At 74.0% G+C, this 13,815-nt stretch carries 11 protein-coding genes and 1 pseudogene; 2 read left to right on the top strand and 10 right to left on the bottom strand.

Annotation, left to right across the window (positions count from 1 at the left end; all coding sequences use genetic code 11):
• Positions 1 to 48: 48 nt before the first annotated feature.
• Genes ACFU6K_RS13045 through pdhA form a run of 3 tightly spaced genes read right to left on the bottom strand, consistent with a single transcriptional unit; the run spans position 49 to position 3,632 of the window.
• Positions 49 to 1,488, bottom strand: coding sequence for a dihydrolipoamide acetyltransferase family protein (locus tag ACFU6K_RS13045; RefSeq protein ID WP_380662641.1), 1,440 nt, complete (start codon positions 1,486 to 1,488; stop codon positions 49 to 51).
• 15 nt (positions 1,489 to 1,503) lie between these two features.
• Positions 1,504 to 2,478, bottom strand: a complete 975-nt coding sequence (locus ACFU6K_RS13040; protein WP_380662639.1) for an alpha-ketoacid dehydrogenase subunit beta — start codon at positions 2,476 to 2,478, stop codon at positions 1,504 to 1,506.
• The gene (gene pdhA / locus ACFU6K_RS13035; RefSeq protein ID WP_380662637.1) at positions 2,478 to 3,632 is read right to left on the bottom strand and encodes a pyruvate dehydrogenase (acetyl-transferring) E1 component subunit alpha; all 1,155 of its coding nucleotides are present in this window, start codon (positions 3,630 to 3,632) and stop codon (positions 2,478 to 2,480) included. Before pdhA ends, ACFU6K_RS13040 begins: the two co-directional genes overlap by 1 nt.
• A 426-nt stretch (positions 3,633 to 4,058) precedes the next feature.
• Between pdhA and ACFU6K_RS13030 the strand changes: the two genes are divergently transcribed.
• Together ACFU6K_RS13030 and ACFU6K_RS13025 are read left to right on the top strand one after the other, a co-directional pair.
• A complete protein-coding gene (locus ACFU6K_RS13030) occupies positions 4,059 to 4,718 on the top strand; it encodes a response regulator transcription factor (RefSeq protein WP_074001879.1) in 660 nt (219 codons plus the stop codon).
• Between the two features lie 124 nt (positions 4,719 to 4,842).
• Positions 4,843 to 5,883, top strand: coding sequence for a phosphotransferase (locus ACFU6K_RS13025; protein WP_380662643.1), 1,041 nt, complete (start codon positions 4,843 to 4,845; stop codon positions 5,881 to 5,883).
• 16 nt (positions 5,884 to 5,899) lie between these two features.
• On the opposite strand, the gene ACFU6K_RS13020 is transcribed toward ACFU6K_RS13025, so the two are convergent.
• The 7 genes and pseudogenes from ACFU6K_RS13020 to ACFU6K_RS12990 all read right to left on the bottom strand — a co-directional run.
• Positions 5,900 to 7,621 (bottom strand): protein kinase, encoded by a 1,722-nt coding sequence (locus tag ACFU6K_RS13020; protein WP_380662635.1) that lies wholly within the window; start codon positions 7,619 to 7,621, stop codon positions 5,900 to 5,902.
• Positions 7,622 to 7,733: 112 nt separating this feature from the next.
• Complete coding sequence (locus ACFU6K_RS13015) at positions 7,734 to 9,167, bottom strand: protein kinase (RefSeq protein ID WP_380662633.1); 1,434 nt, start codon at positions 9,165 to 9,167, stop codon at positions 7,734 to 7,736.
• A 302-nt stretch (positions 9,168 to 9,469) separates the two neighbouring features.
• Positions 9,470 to 10,084: a bacterial proteasome activator family protein gene (locus tag ACFU6K_RS13010; protein WP_380662631.1), complete on the bottom strand. Its 615-nt coding sequence runs from the start codon at positions 10,082 to 10,084 to the stop codon at positions 9,470 to 9,472.
• Between the two features lie 288 nt (positions 10,085 to 10,372).
• The gene (locus ACFU6K_RS13005; RefSeq protein WP_380662629.1) at positions 10,373 to 11,137 is read right to left on the bottom strand and encodes a hypothetical protein; all 765 of its coding nucleotides are present in this window, start codon (positions 11,135 to 11,137) and stop codon (positions 10,373 to 10,375) included.
• Between the two features lie 149 nt (positions 11,138 to 11,286).
• Entirely contained in the window at positions 11,287 to 12,264 is a 978-nt protein-coding gene (locus ACFU6K_RS13000; RefSeq protein ID WP_380662627.1) for an NAD(P)H-quinone oxidoreductase, read from the bottom strand.
• 92 nt (positions 12,265 to 12,356) lie between these two features.
• Positions 12,357 to 13,418, bottom strand: coding sequence for a potassium channel family protein (locus ACFU6K_RS12995; protein WP_380662625.1), 1,062 nt, complete (start codon positions 13,416 to 13,418; stop codon positions 12,357 to 12,359).
• A gap of 55 nt (positions 13,419 to 13,473) precedes the next feature.
• Positions 13,474 to 13,815 (bottom strand): annotated as a pseudogene (locus tag ACFU6K_RS12990) (molybdopterin molybdenumtransferase MoeA); the annotation flags it as partial.

The raw sequence follows: 13,815 nt of genomic DNA, 5'->3' as shown, positions 1-13,815 counted from the left end.
CCGCACGGCGGTGCGGAGGAGGGCCCCTTCTTCGGTCCTACCGGGCCGTCAGCCCCAGGTGATCAGGCGCTTCGGGCGCTCCAGCAGCGCGGCCACGTCGGCCAGCACCTTGGAGCCCAGCTCCCCGTCCACCAGGCGGTGGTCGAAGGAGAGCGCGAGCGTGGTCACCTGACGCGGGACCACCTTGCCCTTGTGCACCCACGGCAGTTCCCGGACCGCGCCGAAGGCCAGGATGGCGGCCTCGCCCGGGTTGAGGATCGGGGTGCCGGTGTCGACGCCGAAGACGCCGACGTTGGTGATGGTGATCGTGCCGCCCTGCATGTCGGCCGGCGAGGTCTTGCCCTGACGGGCGGTCTCGACCAGCTCGCCGAGCGAGGTGGCCAGCCCCGAGAGGGTCCTGGACCCGGCGTCCTTGATGTTCGGGACGATCAGGCCGCGCGGGGTGGCCGCGGCGATGCCGAGGTTCACCTGGCCCTTGAGGACGATCTCCTGGGCCGCCTCGTCCCACTGGGCGTTGATCCCGGGGTGCCGCTTGATCGCGGTGAGCAGCGCCTTGGCGACGATCAGCAGCGGGCTGACCCGGACGTCCCGGCCCAGCTCGCCGCTCTCCTTGAGCCGGCGGACGAACTTCATCGTGCGGGTCACGTCGACCTGCACGAACTCGGTGACGTGCGGGGCGGTGAAGGCCGAGGCCACCATCGCCTGCGCGGTCGCCTTGCGGACGCCCTTGATCGGCACCCGGACGTCGCCCGCGGCGGACACCGGCGCCTGCGGCGCGGCCGGCTCGGCCACGGCGGTCTCGGCCACCGCGGCCACCACCGGGGCTGCCGGAGCGGCCTGGGCGGCGGCGTAGGCGTGCACGTCCTCGCGGGTGATCACACCGTCCCGGCCGGTCGGGGTGACCGCGCGCAGGTCGACGCCGAGGTCCTTGGCCAGCTTGCGCACCGGCGGCTTGGCCAACGGCCGCTCCCCGACCGGTACTTCGGCGACCGGAGCCGGAGCCGCGGGCGCCGGTGCCGGGGCCGGTGCGACAACCGCGGCCGGAGCCGGCCTGGTCGCGGCGACCGTGGTGGTGGTCGTCCGCCGGGCCCGGCGCTGGCTGCCGCCGGTGCGCGGGCCGTACCCGACCAGCACCTCGCGCCGCTCGGGCTCGGGCTCCTCGGCGGGCGCCGGAGCCGGCACCTGGGCCGGCGCCGCGGCGGGGGCGGCCGGAGCCGCGGCCCCCGCCTCCCCGGCGACCGCGACCGAGATGATCACGGTGCCGACGTCGACCGTCGCACCCTCGGGGAAGTGCAGCTTCTCGACCACCCCGTTGAACGGGATGGGCAGCTCCACGGCCGCCTTGGCAGTCTCCACCTCGCAGACGACCTGCCCGTCGGTGACGGTGTCACCGGGCTTGACGTACCAGCTGAGGATCTCGGCCTCGGTGAGGCCCTCGCCCACATCGGGCATCTTGAACTCGCGGAGCGAGCGAACTTCGGTGGTCATCTTCGCTCCCCGGAGTCAGTACGCGAGCGCGCGGTCGACGGCGTCGAGCACGCGGTCCAGGTCGGGGAGGAAGGCCTCCTCGACCCGGGACGGCGGGTACGGCGCGTGGTAGCCGCCGACCCGCAGCACGGGTGCCTCCAGGTGGTAGAAGCACTTCTCGGTGAGCCGGGCGGCCAGCTCGGCGCCCATGCCCAGGAAGACCGGTGCCTCGTGCACCACGACGGCCCGACCGGTGCGCTTGACCGACGCCTCCAGGGCGGCGAAGTCCACCGGGGACAGCGAGCGCAGGTCGACGACCTCCAGCCGGCGGCCGTCCTCCTCGGCGGCCGCGGCGGCCTCCAGGCAGACCTTGACCATCGGGCCGTACGCGATCAGCGTCAGGTCGGTGCCGGGCCGGACGATCCGGGCCTCGTGCAGGCCCAGGTCGGCGGCGTCGCCGACCTCGCCCTTGTCCCAGTAGCGGCGCTTGGGCTCCAGGAAGACGACCGGGTCGTCGGACTCGATCGCCTGCCGCAGCATCCAGTGCGCGTCGTGCGCGCTGGACGGGGTGACCACGCGCAGACCGGCGGTGTGCGCGAAGTACGCCTCGTGCGACTCGCTGTGGTGCTCGACCGCGCCGATGCCGCCCGCGTAGGGGATCCGGATGGTGACCGGCATCCTGACGTGCCCGAGCGCGCGGGCGTGCATCTTCGCCAGCTGGGAGACGATCTGGTCGAAGGCCGGGTAGACGAAGCCGTCGAACTGGATCTCCACCACCGGGCGGTAGCCGCGCAGCGCCAGGCCGATCGCGGTGCCGACGATGCCGGACTCGGCCAGCGGGGAGTCGATCACCCGGTCCTCGCCGAAGTCCTTCTGCAGGCCGTCGGTGATCCGGAAGACGCCGCCGAGCTTGCCGATGTCCTCGCCCATCAGGAGGGTCTTCGGGTCGTTCTCCAGCGACTTGCGCAGCGCTCCGTTCAGCGCCTTGGCGATGCTCAGCTGACCGGCCATCAGTGGGTCTCCCCCGCCTCGAAGGAGGCCGCGTACTCGACGTACTCGGCCCGTTCCTCATCGACCAGCGCGTGCGGCTCGCTGTACACGTGGTCGAAGATCAGGGTCGGGTCCGGGTCCGGCATGCCGCGCACGCCCTCGCGCACCCGCAGCCCCAGCTGCTCGCTCTCGGCGTCGACGGCGGCGAAGAACTCCTCGTCGGCCAGGCCCTCCTTCTCCAGGTGGGCGCGGAGCCGGGAGATCGGGTCCTTGGCCTTCCAGGCCTCGGTCTCCTCGGTGTGCCGGTAGCGGGTGGGGTCGTCGGAGGTGGTGTGGGCGCCCATCCGGTAGGTGAACGCCTCGATCAGCACCGGGCCATTGCCGTTGCGGGCGTGGTCGAGCGCCCAGCGGGTGACCGCGAGGCAGGCCAGCACGTCGTTGCCGTCGACCCGTACGCCGGGGAAGCCGAAGCCGGAGGCGCGGCGGTACAGCGGGATCTTGGTCTGGGTGGTGGTGGGCTCGGAGATCGCCCACTGGTTGTTCTGGCAGAAGAAGACCACCGGCGCGTTGTAGACCGAGGCGAAGGTGAAGGCCTCGTTGACGTCGCCCTGGCTGGAGGCGCCGTCGCCGAAGTACGCGATGACCGCGTCGTCGGCGCCGTCCTTGGTGATGCCCATCGCGTACCCGGTGGCGTGCAGGGTCTGCGCGCCGATCACGATGGTGTACAGGTGGAAGTTCTTCTCGTTCGGGTCCCAGCCGCCGTGGTTCACCCCGCGGAACATGCCGAGCAGGTTCAGCGGGTCCACGTCGCGGCACCAGGCCACGCCGTGCTCGCGGTAGGTGGGGAAGGCGTAGTCGCCGGGGCGCATGGCGCGGCCGGAGCCGACCTGGGCGGCCTCCTGGCCGAGCAGCGAGGCCCACAGGCCCAGCTCGCCCTGGCGCTGGAGCGCGGTGGCCTCGCCGTCGAACCGGCGCACCAGCACCAGGTCGCGGTAGAGGGCGCGCAGCTCCTCGGGAGTGGTGGTGAGGGGGTAGTCCGGGTGCTCGACCCGCTCGCCTTCCGGCGTGAGCAGCTGGACGAGCTCCGGCTGGGCGTCCTTGCCCGTGGCGCGGAGGGTGTCAGGGACGCCGGGGGCCGCCTTCTTGCGGGCCCTCGCCGTGCTTTTGACGGTCACGTTCACTCCTCGGTCTGTCCGGCCGCCCGGGGTCGCCGGTGACCGGTCCGGTCACCGCCTCGCGGGGCGCGCGTGGGTGTGCGCTCCCACTGCGGGGCAGGTGGTGATCCTGTTCCGACGGCGTCCCTCACGAGAACGTTACCCAGCGTCCGCCCTCGACGCGCTTGCGCTAGGACGTCCTACTTGTTCAGGGCCTACAACCCCGAGGGTGCCGCGTTCGGCTCGCCGTCGGAAGGGTGGGGGTGACGGTCGGCGTGACGCAGCTCTCAATTCGAGCGCCTTCAGGACACCAGCGCACGTTATCCGGGCAGACGCCCGCGCGTAAGGGGGTTCTCGGTATCGGTTTCGGACGGCTCTGGCCGGATCGCGTTGGTATGGAGGTGCGGGCGATAGGTCTTTCGTACGGTGTTATGGGAGGCTTTGGACGTGACTGATAACGGACAAATCAGGGTATTCCTGCTCGACGATCACGAGGTCGTCCGGCGGGGCGTGCACGATCTGCTCTCGGTCGAGGACGACATCGAGGTCGTCGGCGAGGCCGGCACGGCCGCCGAGGCGCTCACCCGGATCCCCGCGGTCCACCCGGACGTGGCGGTGCTCGACGTCCGGCTGCCGGACGGCAACGGGGTCGAGGTCTGCCGCGAGATCCGGTCCAAGCTGCCGGAGATCAAGTGCCTGATGCTGACCTCGTTCTCGGACGACGAGGCACTGTTCGACTCGATCATGGCCGGCGCCTCCGGCTACGTGCTGAAGGCGATCCGCGGCACCGACCTGATCACCGCCGTCCGGGACGTCGCGGCCGGCCGCTCGCTGCTCGACCCGGTCGCCACCAGCAGGGTGCTCGCCCGACTGCGCGACGGCGGGGAGAAGGAGGACGAGCGGCTCGCCCAACTCACCAAGCAGGAACGGCGGATCCTCGATCTGATCGGCGAAGGTATGACAAATCGTCAGATCGGCAACGAGTTGCACCTGGCGGAGAAGACGGTGAAGAACTACGTCTCCAGTCTGCTCGCCAAGATGGGCATGGAGCGGCGCACCCAGGCGGCCGCCTTCGTGGCGCGGCACCAGGCCGACCACCAGTACTGATCCGGCGCTTCACAGAACTGACGGTTTGTCAAGGGCCCCCACAAGGGGGCCATAACCTCTGCACGTGACTTTCAGCCAGACCCTCGCCTGCGCACCGGCCCGCCCCGATCTCTCCGCACCACCGATGGGGACCCTCAGTCCCCCCGTCCCGGGGGGTGCGCTCGCCGAGGTCCTGGCCCGCTACCGGGTCGGACGGCCGCTGACCACCGAACCCGTCGCCGAGGGCCTGCTGAACCGGGGGTACCTGGTCACCACCGAGGCCGGTCCGTACTTCCTGAAGTGCTACGTCGACTCCGCCACCGCCAGCCGCCCGAAGATCCTCGCCCACCACCGCGCGATGGCCGCGCTGAACACCCTCGGCCTGCCCGTCGCACCCCCGCTGGCCTGCGCCGAACGGTCCGGCACGGTGGCCGCCTGGGGCGGCCGGCTGTTCGCCCTGTTCCCCTGGGTCGAGGGCCGGCACCGGCACGGCGACGAGCTCGACCCGTCGCGGTGCGACGCGCTCGGCGCGCTGCTCGGCCGGCTGCACGGCGCACTGGACGACGTCTGCGCCCCCCTGGAACAGCCCGCCGGGTACCGGAGCGCCGACCCCGTCGACAGCGCCGCACTCGCCCGCGACCTGCGGCGCCGCGCCCGGGAGCACCAGCCGGCCGGGGAGTTGGACGCCCTGGTGGTGGAACGGCTCACGGAACGGCTGGAACTGCTCGCCGAGCACGCCCACCGCCGCCCCGCCCCGGAGGCCGCGCCGCCCACCGGCTGGACCCACGGCGACTTCCACGGCCTCAACCTGCTGTACGAGGACGACCCGCGGGGCGGCCGGGTGGCGGCCGTCCTGGACTGGGACAAGCTCGGCCCGCAGCCACGCGCCGAGGAGGCGGTCCGGGCCGCCACGCTGCTCTTCAACGACCGCTCGTCCGGCGTCCTCGACCTGGTCCGGGTCCGCCGCTACTCCCAGGCCTACCGGGCCTCCGGGGCGGCCACCGCCGAGCACCTGGCCGCCGCCGTCCACCGGGTCTGGTGGGAGCGGCTGAACGACTTCTGGATGCTGCAGTGGCGCTACCAGCGGGCCGACCACCGGGCCGACCCGCTCTACCCCGCCTCCGCGGGCCAGCTGGCGTGGTGGTGCCAGGAGTACGAGCAGGTCCTGGACGCCTTCGCCAACTGACCCGCCGCCGACCGGGTCAGGGGGTCTGCGGCGGCGCCGTCGTGGCCGGCTTCGGGTCCGTCGGCGGCTTCGGCGACCCCGTGCCGGGGCCCGCGGTCTGCGGCGGCGCCGTCGTGGCCGGCGCCGTCGTCGCGGGCGCCGTCCCGGTCTGCGTGTGGCTGGCCGGCCCGGTCGGCGTCGAGCTCGGGGAACTGTGCTGCTTGCCCGTGTTCGGCGACGGCGACATGTTGTTGCCGCTGTTCCCGGTGTTGTTCCCGCTGTTGTTGCCGGGGTCGACCGGCTGCTGCGGCTTCTTGCTGCCGGAGACCGAGGCCGGCGGGGTCGCCAGGCCGCTCTGGGACGGGGGCGCGGTCGTCTCGGTGCTGGTGGCCGCCGGGGGCTGCTGCGGGTTCACCGTCGGACCGGGGGTGTCGTTGCCGCTGAGCGCGAACGCGATGCCCGCACCGGCCGCGACCAGCACGGCGATCGCACCGGCCACCCAGGCCCAGGGCCCGCGCCGCCGGCCGGAGCCGTCGTCGTCCCCGCCCGCGCCGGTGCCGCCGGCGTACGGGTCGCCGGCCGCCGCCGAGTAGGGCGAGGCGGGGGTGAGCGGGCCGCCCGTGGAGTACGGCAGCACGGAGGTCTGGTCGGCCGGGCCCACCGCGCCGAAGGCCGCGGTGGCCGCGGCCTGGTCCGGCCGGAGCACCTGGGTCGCGCCGGTGTCGGCCGTGCCGGCCCAGGCGGCCCCGCCCGCGCCGTGCATCTCGCGCAGCGCGTGCTGCACGTGGGCGCGGAACTCGTCGGCGTCCTGGAAGCGGTCGTCCGGGTTCTTGGCGAGCGAGCGCAGCACCAGCTGGTCGAGGCCGGCCGGCACCCGGCCGTTGGCCTGCGAGGGCGGCACCGGCGGGTCCTGGACGTGCTGGTAGACCACCGACAGCGGGGTGTCGCCGGTGAACGGCGGACGCACCGTGAGCAGTTCGTAGAGCATGCAGCCGGCCGCGTACAGGTCCGAGCGGTGGTCGACCGGCTTGCCGAGCGCCTGCTCGGGCGAGAGGTACTGCGGGGTGCCCATGACCATGCCGGTCTGGGTCATCGTGGTGGCCCCGCCGGTCAGCGCCCGGGCGATGCCGAAGTCCATCACCTTGACCGCGCCGGCGTTGGTGATGCTCACGTTGGCGGGCTTGATGTCGCGGTGGACGATGCCGTTGCGGTGGCTGTAGGCGAGCGCCTCCAGCACCCCGGCGATGATGATCAGCGCCTGGTCGACCGGCGGCGCCTCCTCGTCCGCCAGCAGCTCGCGGACGGTGCGGCCCTCGACCAGCTCCATCACGATGTACGGCGTGGACTCGTCCCCGTCGTACTCCTCGCCGGTGTCGTAGACCGCGACGATCGAGTGGTGGTTGAGCGCCGCGACGGCGTGCGCCTCGCGGGTGAAGCGCAGCCGGGCGACGTCGTCCTGGGCCAGCTCGCCGCGCAGCAGCTTGACCGCGACGGTGCGGCCGAGCCGCACGTCCTCGGCGGCGAACACCTCGGCCATGCCGCCGCGCCCGAGCCGGTAGGTCAGCCGGTAGCGGCCGTCACCCACGGTGCTCAGCGGCACCGCGGTGCCACGGCCCGGGGTCTGCGGGCCGCCCGTGGCGACCGGCGGCAGCGCCGAGGTCGGGGCCTCGCCGCCGGGCTCGGGAATCCTCGGGGTTCCGCCGGTCCGGCCGAACGCCCGGACACCCGCGTCGTCGTCCGGCTGCTGCGTCTGTGCCATCGCTCCTCGCCCCGGGCGTTCGCTCGGATCGCGGTGCCCTGTCGCTTACGTATCCCCGAACGCTACCGCTTCCGGCGGACGACCGTGGTACCCCCGAACCTGCCGGAAACCGTCAGAGCAGACCATTCCGGTCAGCCGGGAGGTCGAGGACCAGTACGCCGGCGGGACGGTCCGCGTGGCTGAACTTGCCGCCCGTCTTCTCGTCCGCCTTGTTGACCACGATCGCGATGATGATGCCCGCGAGCACCAGCACGCCGACGATGATCCCGATCACGACCACGGCCGTCGAGCAGCCGCCGCCGCTGGTGGGCGCCTTCGGCTGCTGGTACGGCGGCATCGGCTGCGGCGGCGGGGTGTGCGCCCCCGGCTGGAGGTACTGCGGGTGCGGGGTGTGCGGAGCCTGCGGCCGCGGCGCCTGGTAGGCGGGCGGCGGCGTCTGGTACTGCTGGCCGCCCTGCTGGAGGTACTGCGGGTGCGGGGTGTGCGGAGCCTGCGGCTGCGGGGTCTGGTAGGCGGGCGGCGGGGTCCGGTACTGCTGGCCGCCCTGCTGGGGGTACTGCGGCTGGGGCGTCTGCGGGGCCTGCGGAGCGGCGTGCACCGAGCGCGGGCCCTCGTTGATCACCAGCGGGGTGCTGGCCTGCAGCCGGTGGCCGCTGTCGCCGCCCTTGGCGGCCGCGATCAGCCGCTCCGCCTCGTCCCGCATCGCCGCCGCGCTCTGGAACCGGTGCGCCGGGTCCTTGCGCAGCGCCTGGGCGACGAAGGCGTCCACCTCGGGCGTGATCGAGCGGTTGAGGGTGGAGGGGGCCGGCGGCTCCTCCTGGACGTGCTTGTAGGCGATCGAGAACGCCGAGTCCCCGTCGAAGACCAGCTGCCCGGTGATCATCTCGAAGAGCATCACGCCGACCGAGTAGAGGTCGGAGCGGGCGTCCACCGGCTTGCCGAGCGCCTGCTCGGGCGAGAGGTACTGCGGGGTGCCGACCACCATGCCGGTCTGCGTCATCGACGTGACGCCGGATTCCAGCGCACGGGCGATGCCGAAGTCCATGACCTTGACGTTACCCTTGCGGTCGAACATGACGTTGCCGGGCTTGATGTCGCGGTGCACCAGGCCCATGTCGTGCGAGGCCTCCAGCGCGTTCAGCACGCCGACGGTGACCTTCAGGGCCTCCTCGGCCGGCATCGCGCCGTACTGGCCGACCGCCTCGTTGATCGCCTCGCGCAGGCCGTTGCCGTCGATCAGCTGCATCACGATGTACGGCGTGCTGGAGCCGTCCGGGGCGATGTCCTCGCCGCTGTCGTACACGGTGACGATGTTCGGGTGCTCCAGCCGGGCCACGGCCTGGGCCTCGCGGCGGAACCGCTCCTTGAACGAGTCGTCCCGGCCCAGCTCGCTGTGCATGCTCTTCAGCGCGACCTGCCGGTCCAGCACGCGGTCGTGGGCGAGGTGCACGGAGGCCATGCCGCCCTCGCCCAGCAGCCGCTGCAGCACATAGCGGCCGTTGCCCAGGGAGAAGCCCTCGACCGCCGCGTTGCCGTGCTCGCTCATGGTCCTCTGCTCCCCCTCGGCGCGGCCGTGCTCGCCGCAACCTGACGTTCGGTCTCGTCCGTGCGTGGTGGGCCCGGCCCGCTGGCCTGGCGGGCCCCTGCCGCGGCGGTTCCACCGGCCGGCGACAGGGGCCAGGGTATCGGCTCGCGCCGACGGTGATCGGTCCAGGGCCGGGGCCGGTCCCGGCCCGGGGGCCGCCCGGCCCGACGGCCCGGGGCCGGGGAGGATCGTCGTGGTACGTCCGGTCCGACGGCGGTCCGGACGGCCCGGACGCACCTACCGGCGGGTACCGCCGGGTACGGCTACAGGTAGGGGCCGGAGCGGATGCCGCGGCCCTGGCCCGGCTCGTCCTCGTCCGGCTCCCCGCTGTGCAGACCGGGCGGCAGCGCCCGCCGCATCTGCTCCAGCTGGGCCCGCGCCGCCATCTGCTGCGCGAACAGGGCGGTCTGGATGCCGTGGAACAGGCCCTCCAGCCAGCCGACCAGCTGGGCCTGGGCGATCCGCAGCTCGGCCTCGGTCGGGATGGTGTCGTCGGTGAACGGCAGCGACAGCCGCTCCAGCTCGGCGACCAGCTCCGGGGCCAGCCCCAGTTCGAGCTCCTTGATCGAGCTCGCGTGGATGTCCTTCAGCCGGACCCGGCTCGCCTCGTCGAGAGGCGCCGCCCGGACCTCCTCCAACAACTGCTTGATCATGCTGCCGATGCGCATGACCTTGGCGGGCTGCTCGACCATCTCGGTCACCGGGAGCTCGCGCGGCACGTCGCCCTCGTCGTCCCCGCCCCCAGCCGCACCGGCGAACCCCTGGCCCACGGGCAGCCCGTCCGGTCCGACGATCAGCACCTTCTGGCCGTCCTGCGACTGCCCGCCGGCGGCCCGGAAGGGCTCCTGCGACGGGCGCTCGTTCATCGGATTCGTCATGAACAACATTCTCTCTCACTGGGGTTGGTCGGGCGGAAGCCCCCGGTCGTCCCGCCGTCCTGCGCCACCCGTGACGACGCTACGCCTCCGGGGGCCATGCGGGAATCCGTACGGATACTCAGTTCCCGCCCCCGGTCCGCCGACCGCCCGCCGGCCGCCCGGCGACGGCGCCCCGGCCGCGCGCACCGCGGTCCACCGCTCCGTGGCCGCCGAAACCCCGGGCCCGCTCCGGGCGCGCCGCGCCCCCGGCCCCTGCGCCGCCGCAGCCCCAGCCCTGGCGGGCGGGTCTCAGTCCTTGCGCAGCCGCAGGCCGACCAGTCCCAGGCCGCAGCCGATCAGGCCCAGGCCGACGCCCAGCGGGAGCTGGGTGGTGGAGGCGTCCTGCCAGCGGGCGGGGAAGAGCGCGGGCACCGCGGCCACGGCCGCGACCGGCTGTCCGGCGACCGCGTCGGCGGTGTCCGCCGCGGCCGGGTCCGGGACGGCGGCCGCGCCGGGGGCCTCGGCCTCCGCGGCGTCCCCGTCGGCCTCCGGCTGCTCGGCCTCGACGCCCTGGTCCGGGGCCTGCTCCCGGACCTGGTCGGGAGCCTGCTCGACGGCCTGCTCGACGGACTGGTCCGGCACCTGCTCGAAGGCCTGGTCAGGGGCCTGCTCCACGGCGGCGTCGGAGCGCTCGGGCAGCGAGGCCAGGTGGTGCCGGTGGGCCTGCGCGGCGTTGCCGCCCAGGTGCGGATGCGGCAGCGGTCGCCGCGGCGGCGCGGCCACCGGCCGGGAGGCGCCCGGTTCGTCGCCGGATTCGTCGCCCTGCTCGGCGGCCTGCTCGCCGCCCGGCTCGGCACGCGTCCCCGCGTCCGGCGAGGGATACGCCGCCGGCAGGGGGAGCGCCCCCGGCGAGGGCAGCGCCACCGCCGCCGAGGCGGCGGCCAGCGGGAGCGTGAGCCCCAGCACGGCCGCCGCGAACAGCCGCTGGGCGCGTCCCGGAGAGCGACGGGACGGACGACGGTGGTGCGGCGCGACGGGCAGCGGCCCGAGGGATGCGTGCGGAGATGCGGCCACGGTCGGAGTCCTTCCGACGGCCGACGGCGCCCGGGGGCGGGATCGGCGGCGGGACTGCTCCGGACCAGAGTCGCACGCACCCGCCATTACGGCATTTCGGGCAATTCACACCCGTCCGGCCGCCGCCCCGCCACCGGGGTCCCCCGAGCTCAGGCCCGCAGCACGACCTTCCCGACCTGCTCCCCGCGCTCCAGCACCCGGTGCGCCTCGGCCACCTCGGTCAGCGGCAGCACCCGGTCCACCACCGGCTTCACCACCCCGGACTCGACCAGCGGCCACACGTGCTCCCGCACCGCCGCCACGATCGCCGCCTTCTCCGCCAGCGGCCGCCCGCGCAGGTTGGTGGCGATCACCGCCCCGCGCTTGCGCAGCAGCGTGTTGAGGTCGAGCTCGCCCTTCACCCCGCCCTGGAGTCCGATGATCACCAGCCGCCCGTTGACCGCCAGCGCGTCCACGTTCCGCTGGAGGTACCTGGCGCCCATGATGTCCAGGATCACGTCCGCCCCGGCCCCGCCGGTGGCCTCCCGGAGCACCTCGACGAAGTCCTGCTCGCGGTAGTCGATCAGGATGTCCGCGCCCAGCTCGGCGCACCGCGCCAGCTTCTCCGGGCCGCCCGCGGTGACCGCGACCCGGGCGCCGACCGCCTTGGCCAGCTGGATCGCCATCGTCCCGATCCCGCTCGCGCCGCCGTGCAGCAGCACCGTCTCACCGGGCCGCAGGTGCGCGGTGAGGAAGACGTTGGACCACACCGTGCAGGCGACCTCGGGCAGCGCCGCGGCCTGCTCGGCGGACAGCCCCGCGGGCAGCGGCAGCAGCTGCCCGGTCGGCACCGCGACCCGCTGCGCGTAGCCGCCGCCGGACAGCAGCGCGCACACCTCGTCGCCGACCGCCCAGCCGGCCACCCCGGGCCCGAGCGCGACGATCCGCCCGGCGCACTCCAGCCCCGGGTAGGGCGGGGCGCCGGGCGGCGGGTTGTAGAAGCCCTGCCGCTGGAGCAGGTCGGCACGGTTGACGGCGGTGGCCGCCACCTCGACCAGGACCTCGCCCTCAGCGGGCACCGGGTCGGGCACCTCGGCCCAGACCAGTGCCTCGGGACCGCCGGGTACGGGAATCGTCATCGCATGCATGCCCCGAACCTACTGCGGGCGGGGGCGGTTCCACGGCGCGGCTCAACCGGTCGGCGCGGCTCAGCCCGTGGACGGCTCAGCCCGTCGGCGGCTCAGCCCGTCGGCGCGGCCGCGCTGGACTTGATGACGATCACCCGGTCGGTGAGCTGGAGCACCGCGGCCTCCGGCTCGGTGTAGTTGAGCACCCGTCGGCCCCGGACCACCGCGACCACCAGGTCCGCGCACTCGCGCGGGCTGTGCCCGGCCTCGGCCCGGGTGACCGGGCGCTCCACCACGTCCAGCCCGTTGCCGTACGTCAGCAGGTCCTCCATCACCGCCCCGGCGTGCGGGCTGAGCATCGACAGCCCGAGCAGCCGCCCGGCCGAACTGGAGCTGGTCACCACCACGTCGGCGCCGCTCTGCCGCAGCAGCGGCGCGTTCTCGTCCTCCCGCACGGCGGCGACCACGGTGGCGGCCTTGTTCAGCTGGCGGGCCGTCAGCGTGATCAGCACGGCGGTGTCGTCCCGCTCCGGCGCGACCACCACCCGCGCGGCGGTGGGCAGTCCGGCGCGCACCAGGGTGTCGGTGCGGGTGGCGTCGCCGACCACCCCGACCAGGCCGTGCTGGGCGGCGGCGTCGACCACCTTGCGCTGCGGGTCGACGACGACGATCTCCTCCTTCTTCACCCCCTGTCCGAGCAGGGTGTCGACGGCGCTGCGGCCCTTCGTCCCGTAGCCGATGACGACGGTGTGCTCGCGCACGGTGGACCTCCAGCGGTTCAACCGCCATTGCAGGCGGGTCCGTTCGGTGAGCACCTCCAGGGTGGTGCCGACCAGGATGATCAGGAACACCACGCGCAGCGGGGTGATCACGAAGATGTTGGTGAGCCGGGCGCCGTCGCTGAACGGGGTGATGTCGCCGTACCCGGTGGTGGAGAGCGTCACGGTGGCGTAGTACGCCGCGTCCAGGAAGCTGAGCCCGCCGCCGGCGTTGTCGTTGTAGCCGTCCCGGTCGAGGTAGACGATGAATGTGGTGGCGACCAGCACGGCGAGCGCCAGCAGCAGCCGGGAGCCGACCTGCCGCACGGCGGGCTCGGCCCGTCGGGCGGGCAGCACGATCCCGGCGTCCGCCCACGGCTCGGTGCCCGGTGCCAGGTTGCGTCGGATCCGGTTCATGCGCCCTCCCCGGCGGCCCCCGCGCCGGACGCGCGGCTCTCGATGGTTCCCTCGTTCACGGCACCTCCAGCAGTTCGACCGTCTCCCCCGCCGCCGCCCCGCCGGGCGGCACCACGGCGAGCGCCTCGGCCCGGGCGAGCCCGCGCAGCATCGCCGGGCCGTCGAAGGCCAGCGGCAGGACGCCCTCGGCGGTCCGCCGGACCGGCTGGAGCCGGGTGTCCGTCCGGTGCCCGGCCAGCGGGGCCGCGGCCGGGGCGAGGGCGGGCGGGCCGACGGTCCGTCCGCTGCGGGCGTGCAGCAGCGGCAGGACGAGGGTGACCATCCCGGCGACGGCGGCCAGCGGGTTGCCCGGCAGGCCCACCAGGTGGCGGCCGCCGGGGAGTTCGGCCAGCAGCAT

Origin of the sequence: Kitasatospora sp. NPDC057512, assembly GCF_042802135.1 — a bacterium.
In the GTDB taxonomy this organism is placed as follows: Bacteria; Actinomycetota; Actinomycetes; order Streptomycetales; family Streptomycetaceae; genus Kitasatospora.
The sequence above is the reverse complement of the archived record's forward strand: the minus strand, read 5'-3'. Positions and strand labels throughout refer to the sequence as shown.

Coding starts and splice junctions, on each gene's coding strand:
- ACFU6K_RS13020 (WP_380662635.1), bottom strand. CDS start 7,621: ATGGCACAGACGCAGCAGCCGGACGACGACGCGGGTGTCCGGGCGTTC.
- ACFU6K_RS12995 (WP_380662625.1), bottom strand. CDS start 13,418: ATGAACCGGATCCGACGCAACCTGGCACCGGGCACCGAGCCGTGGGCG.
- ACFU6K_RS13010 (WP_380662631.1), bottom strand. CDS start 10,084: ATGACGAATCCGATGAACGAGCGCCCGTCGCAGGAGCCCTTCCGGGCC.
- ACFU6K_RS13045 (WP_380662641.1), bottom strand. CDS start 1,488: ATGACCACCGAAGTTCGCTCGCTCCGCGAGTTCAAGATGCCCGATGTG.
- ACFU6K_RS13015 (WP_380662633.1), bottom strand. CDS start 9,167: ATGAGCGAGCACGGCAACGCGGCGGTCGAGGGCTTCTCCCTGGGCAAC.
- ACFU6K_RS13040 (WP_380662639.1), bottom strand. CDS start 2,478: ATGGCCGGTCAGCTGAGCATCGCCAAGGCGCTGAACGGAGCGCTGCGC.
- ACFU6K_RS13000 (WP_380662627.1), bottom strand. CDS start 12,264: ATGCATGCGATGACGATTCCCGTACCCGGCGGTCCCGAGGCACTGGTC.
- ACFU6K_RS13025 (WP_380662643.1), top strand. CDS start 4,843: ATGGGGACCCTCAGTCCCCCCGTCCCGGGGGGTGCGCTCGCCGAGGTC.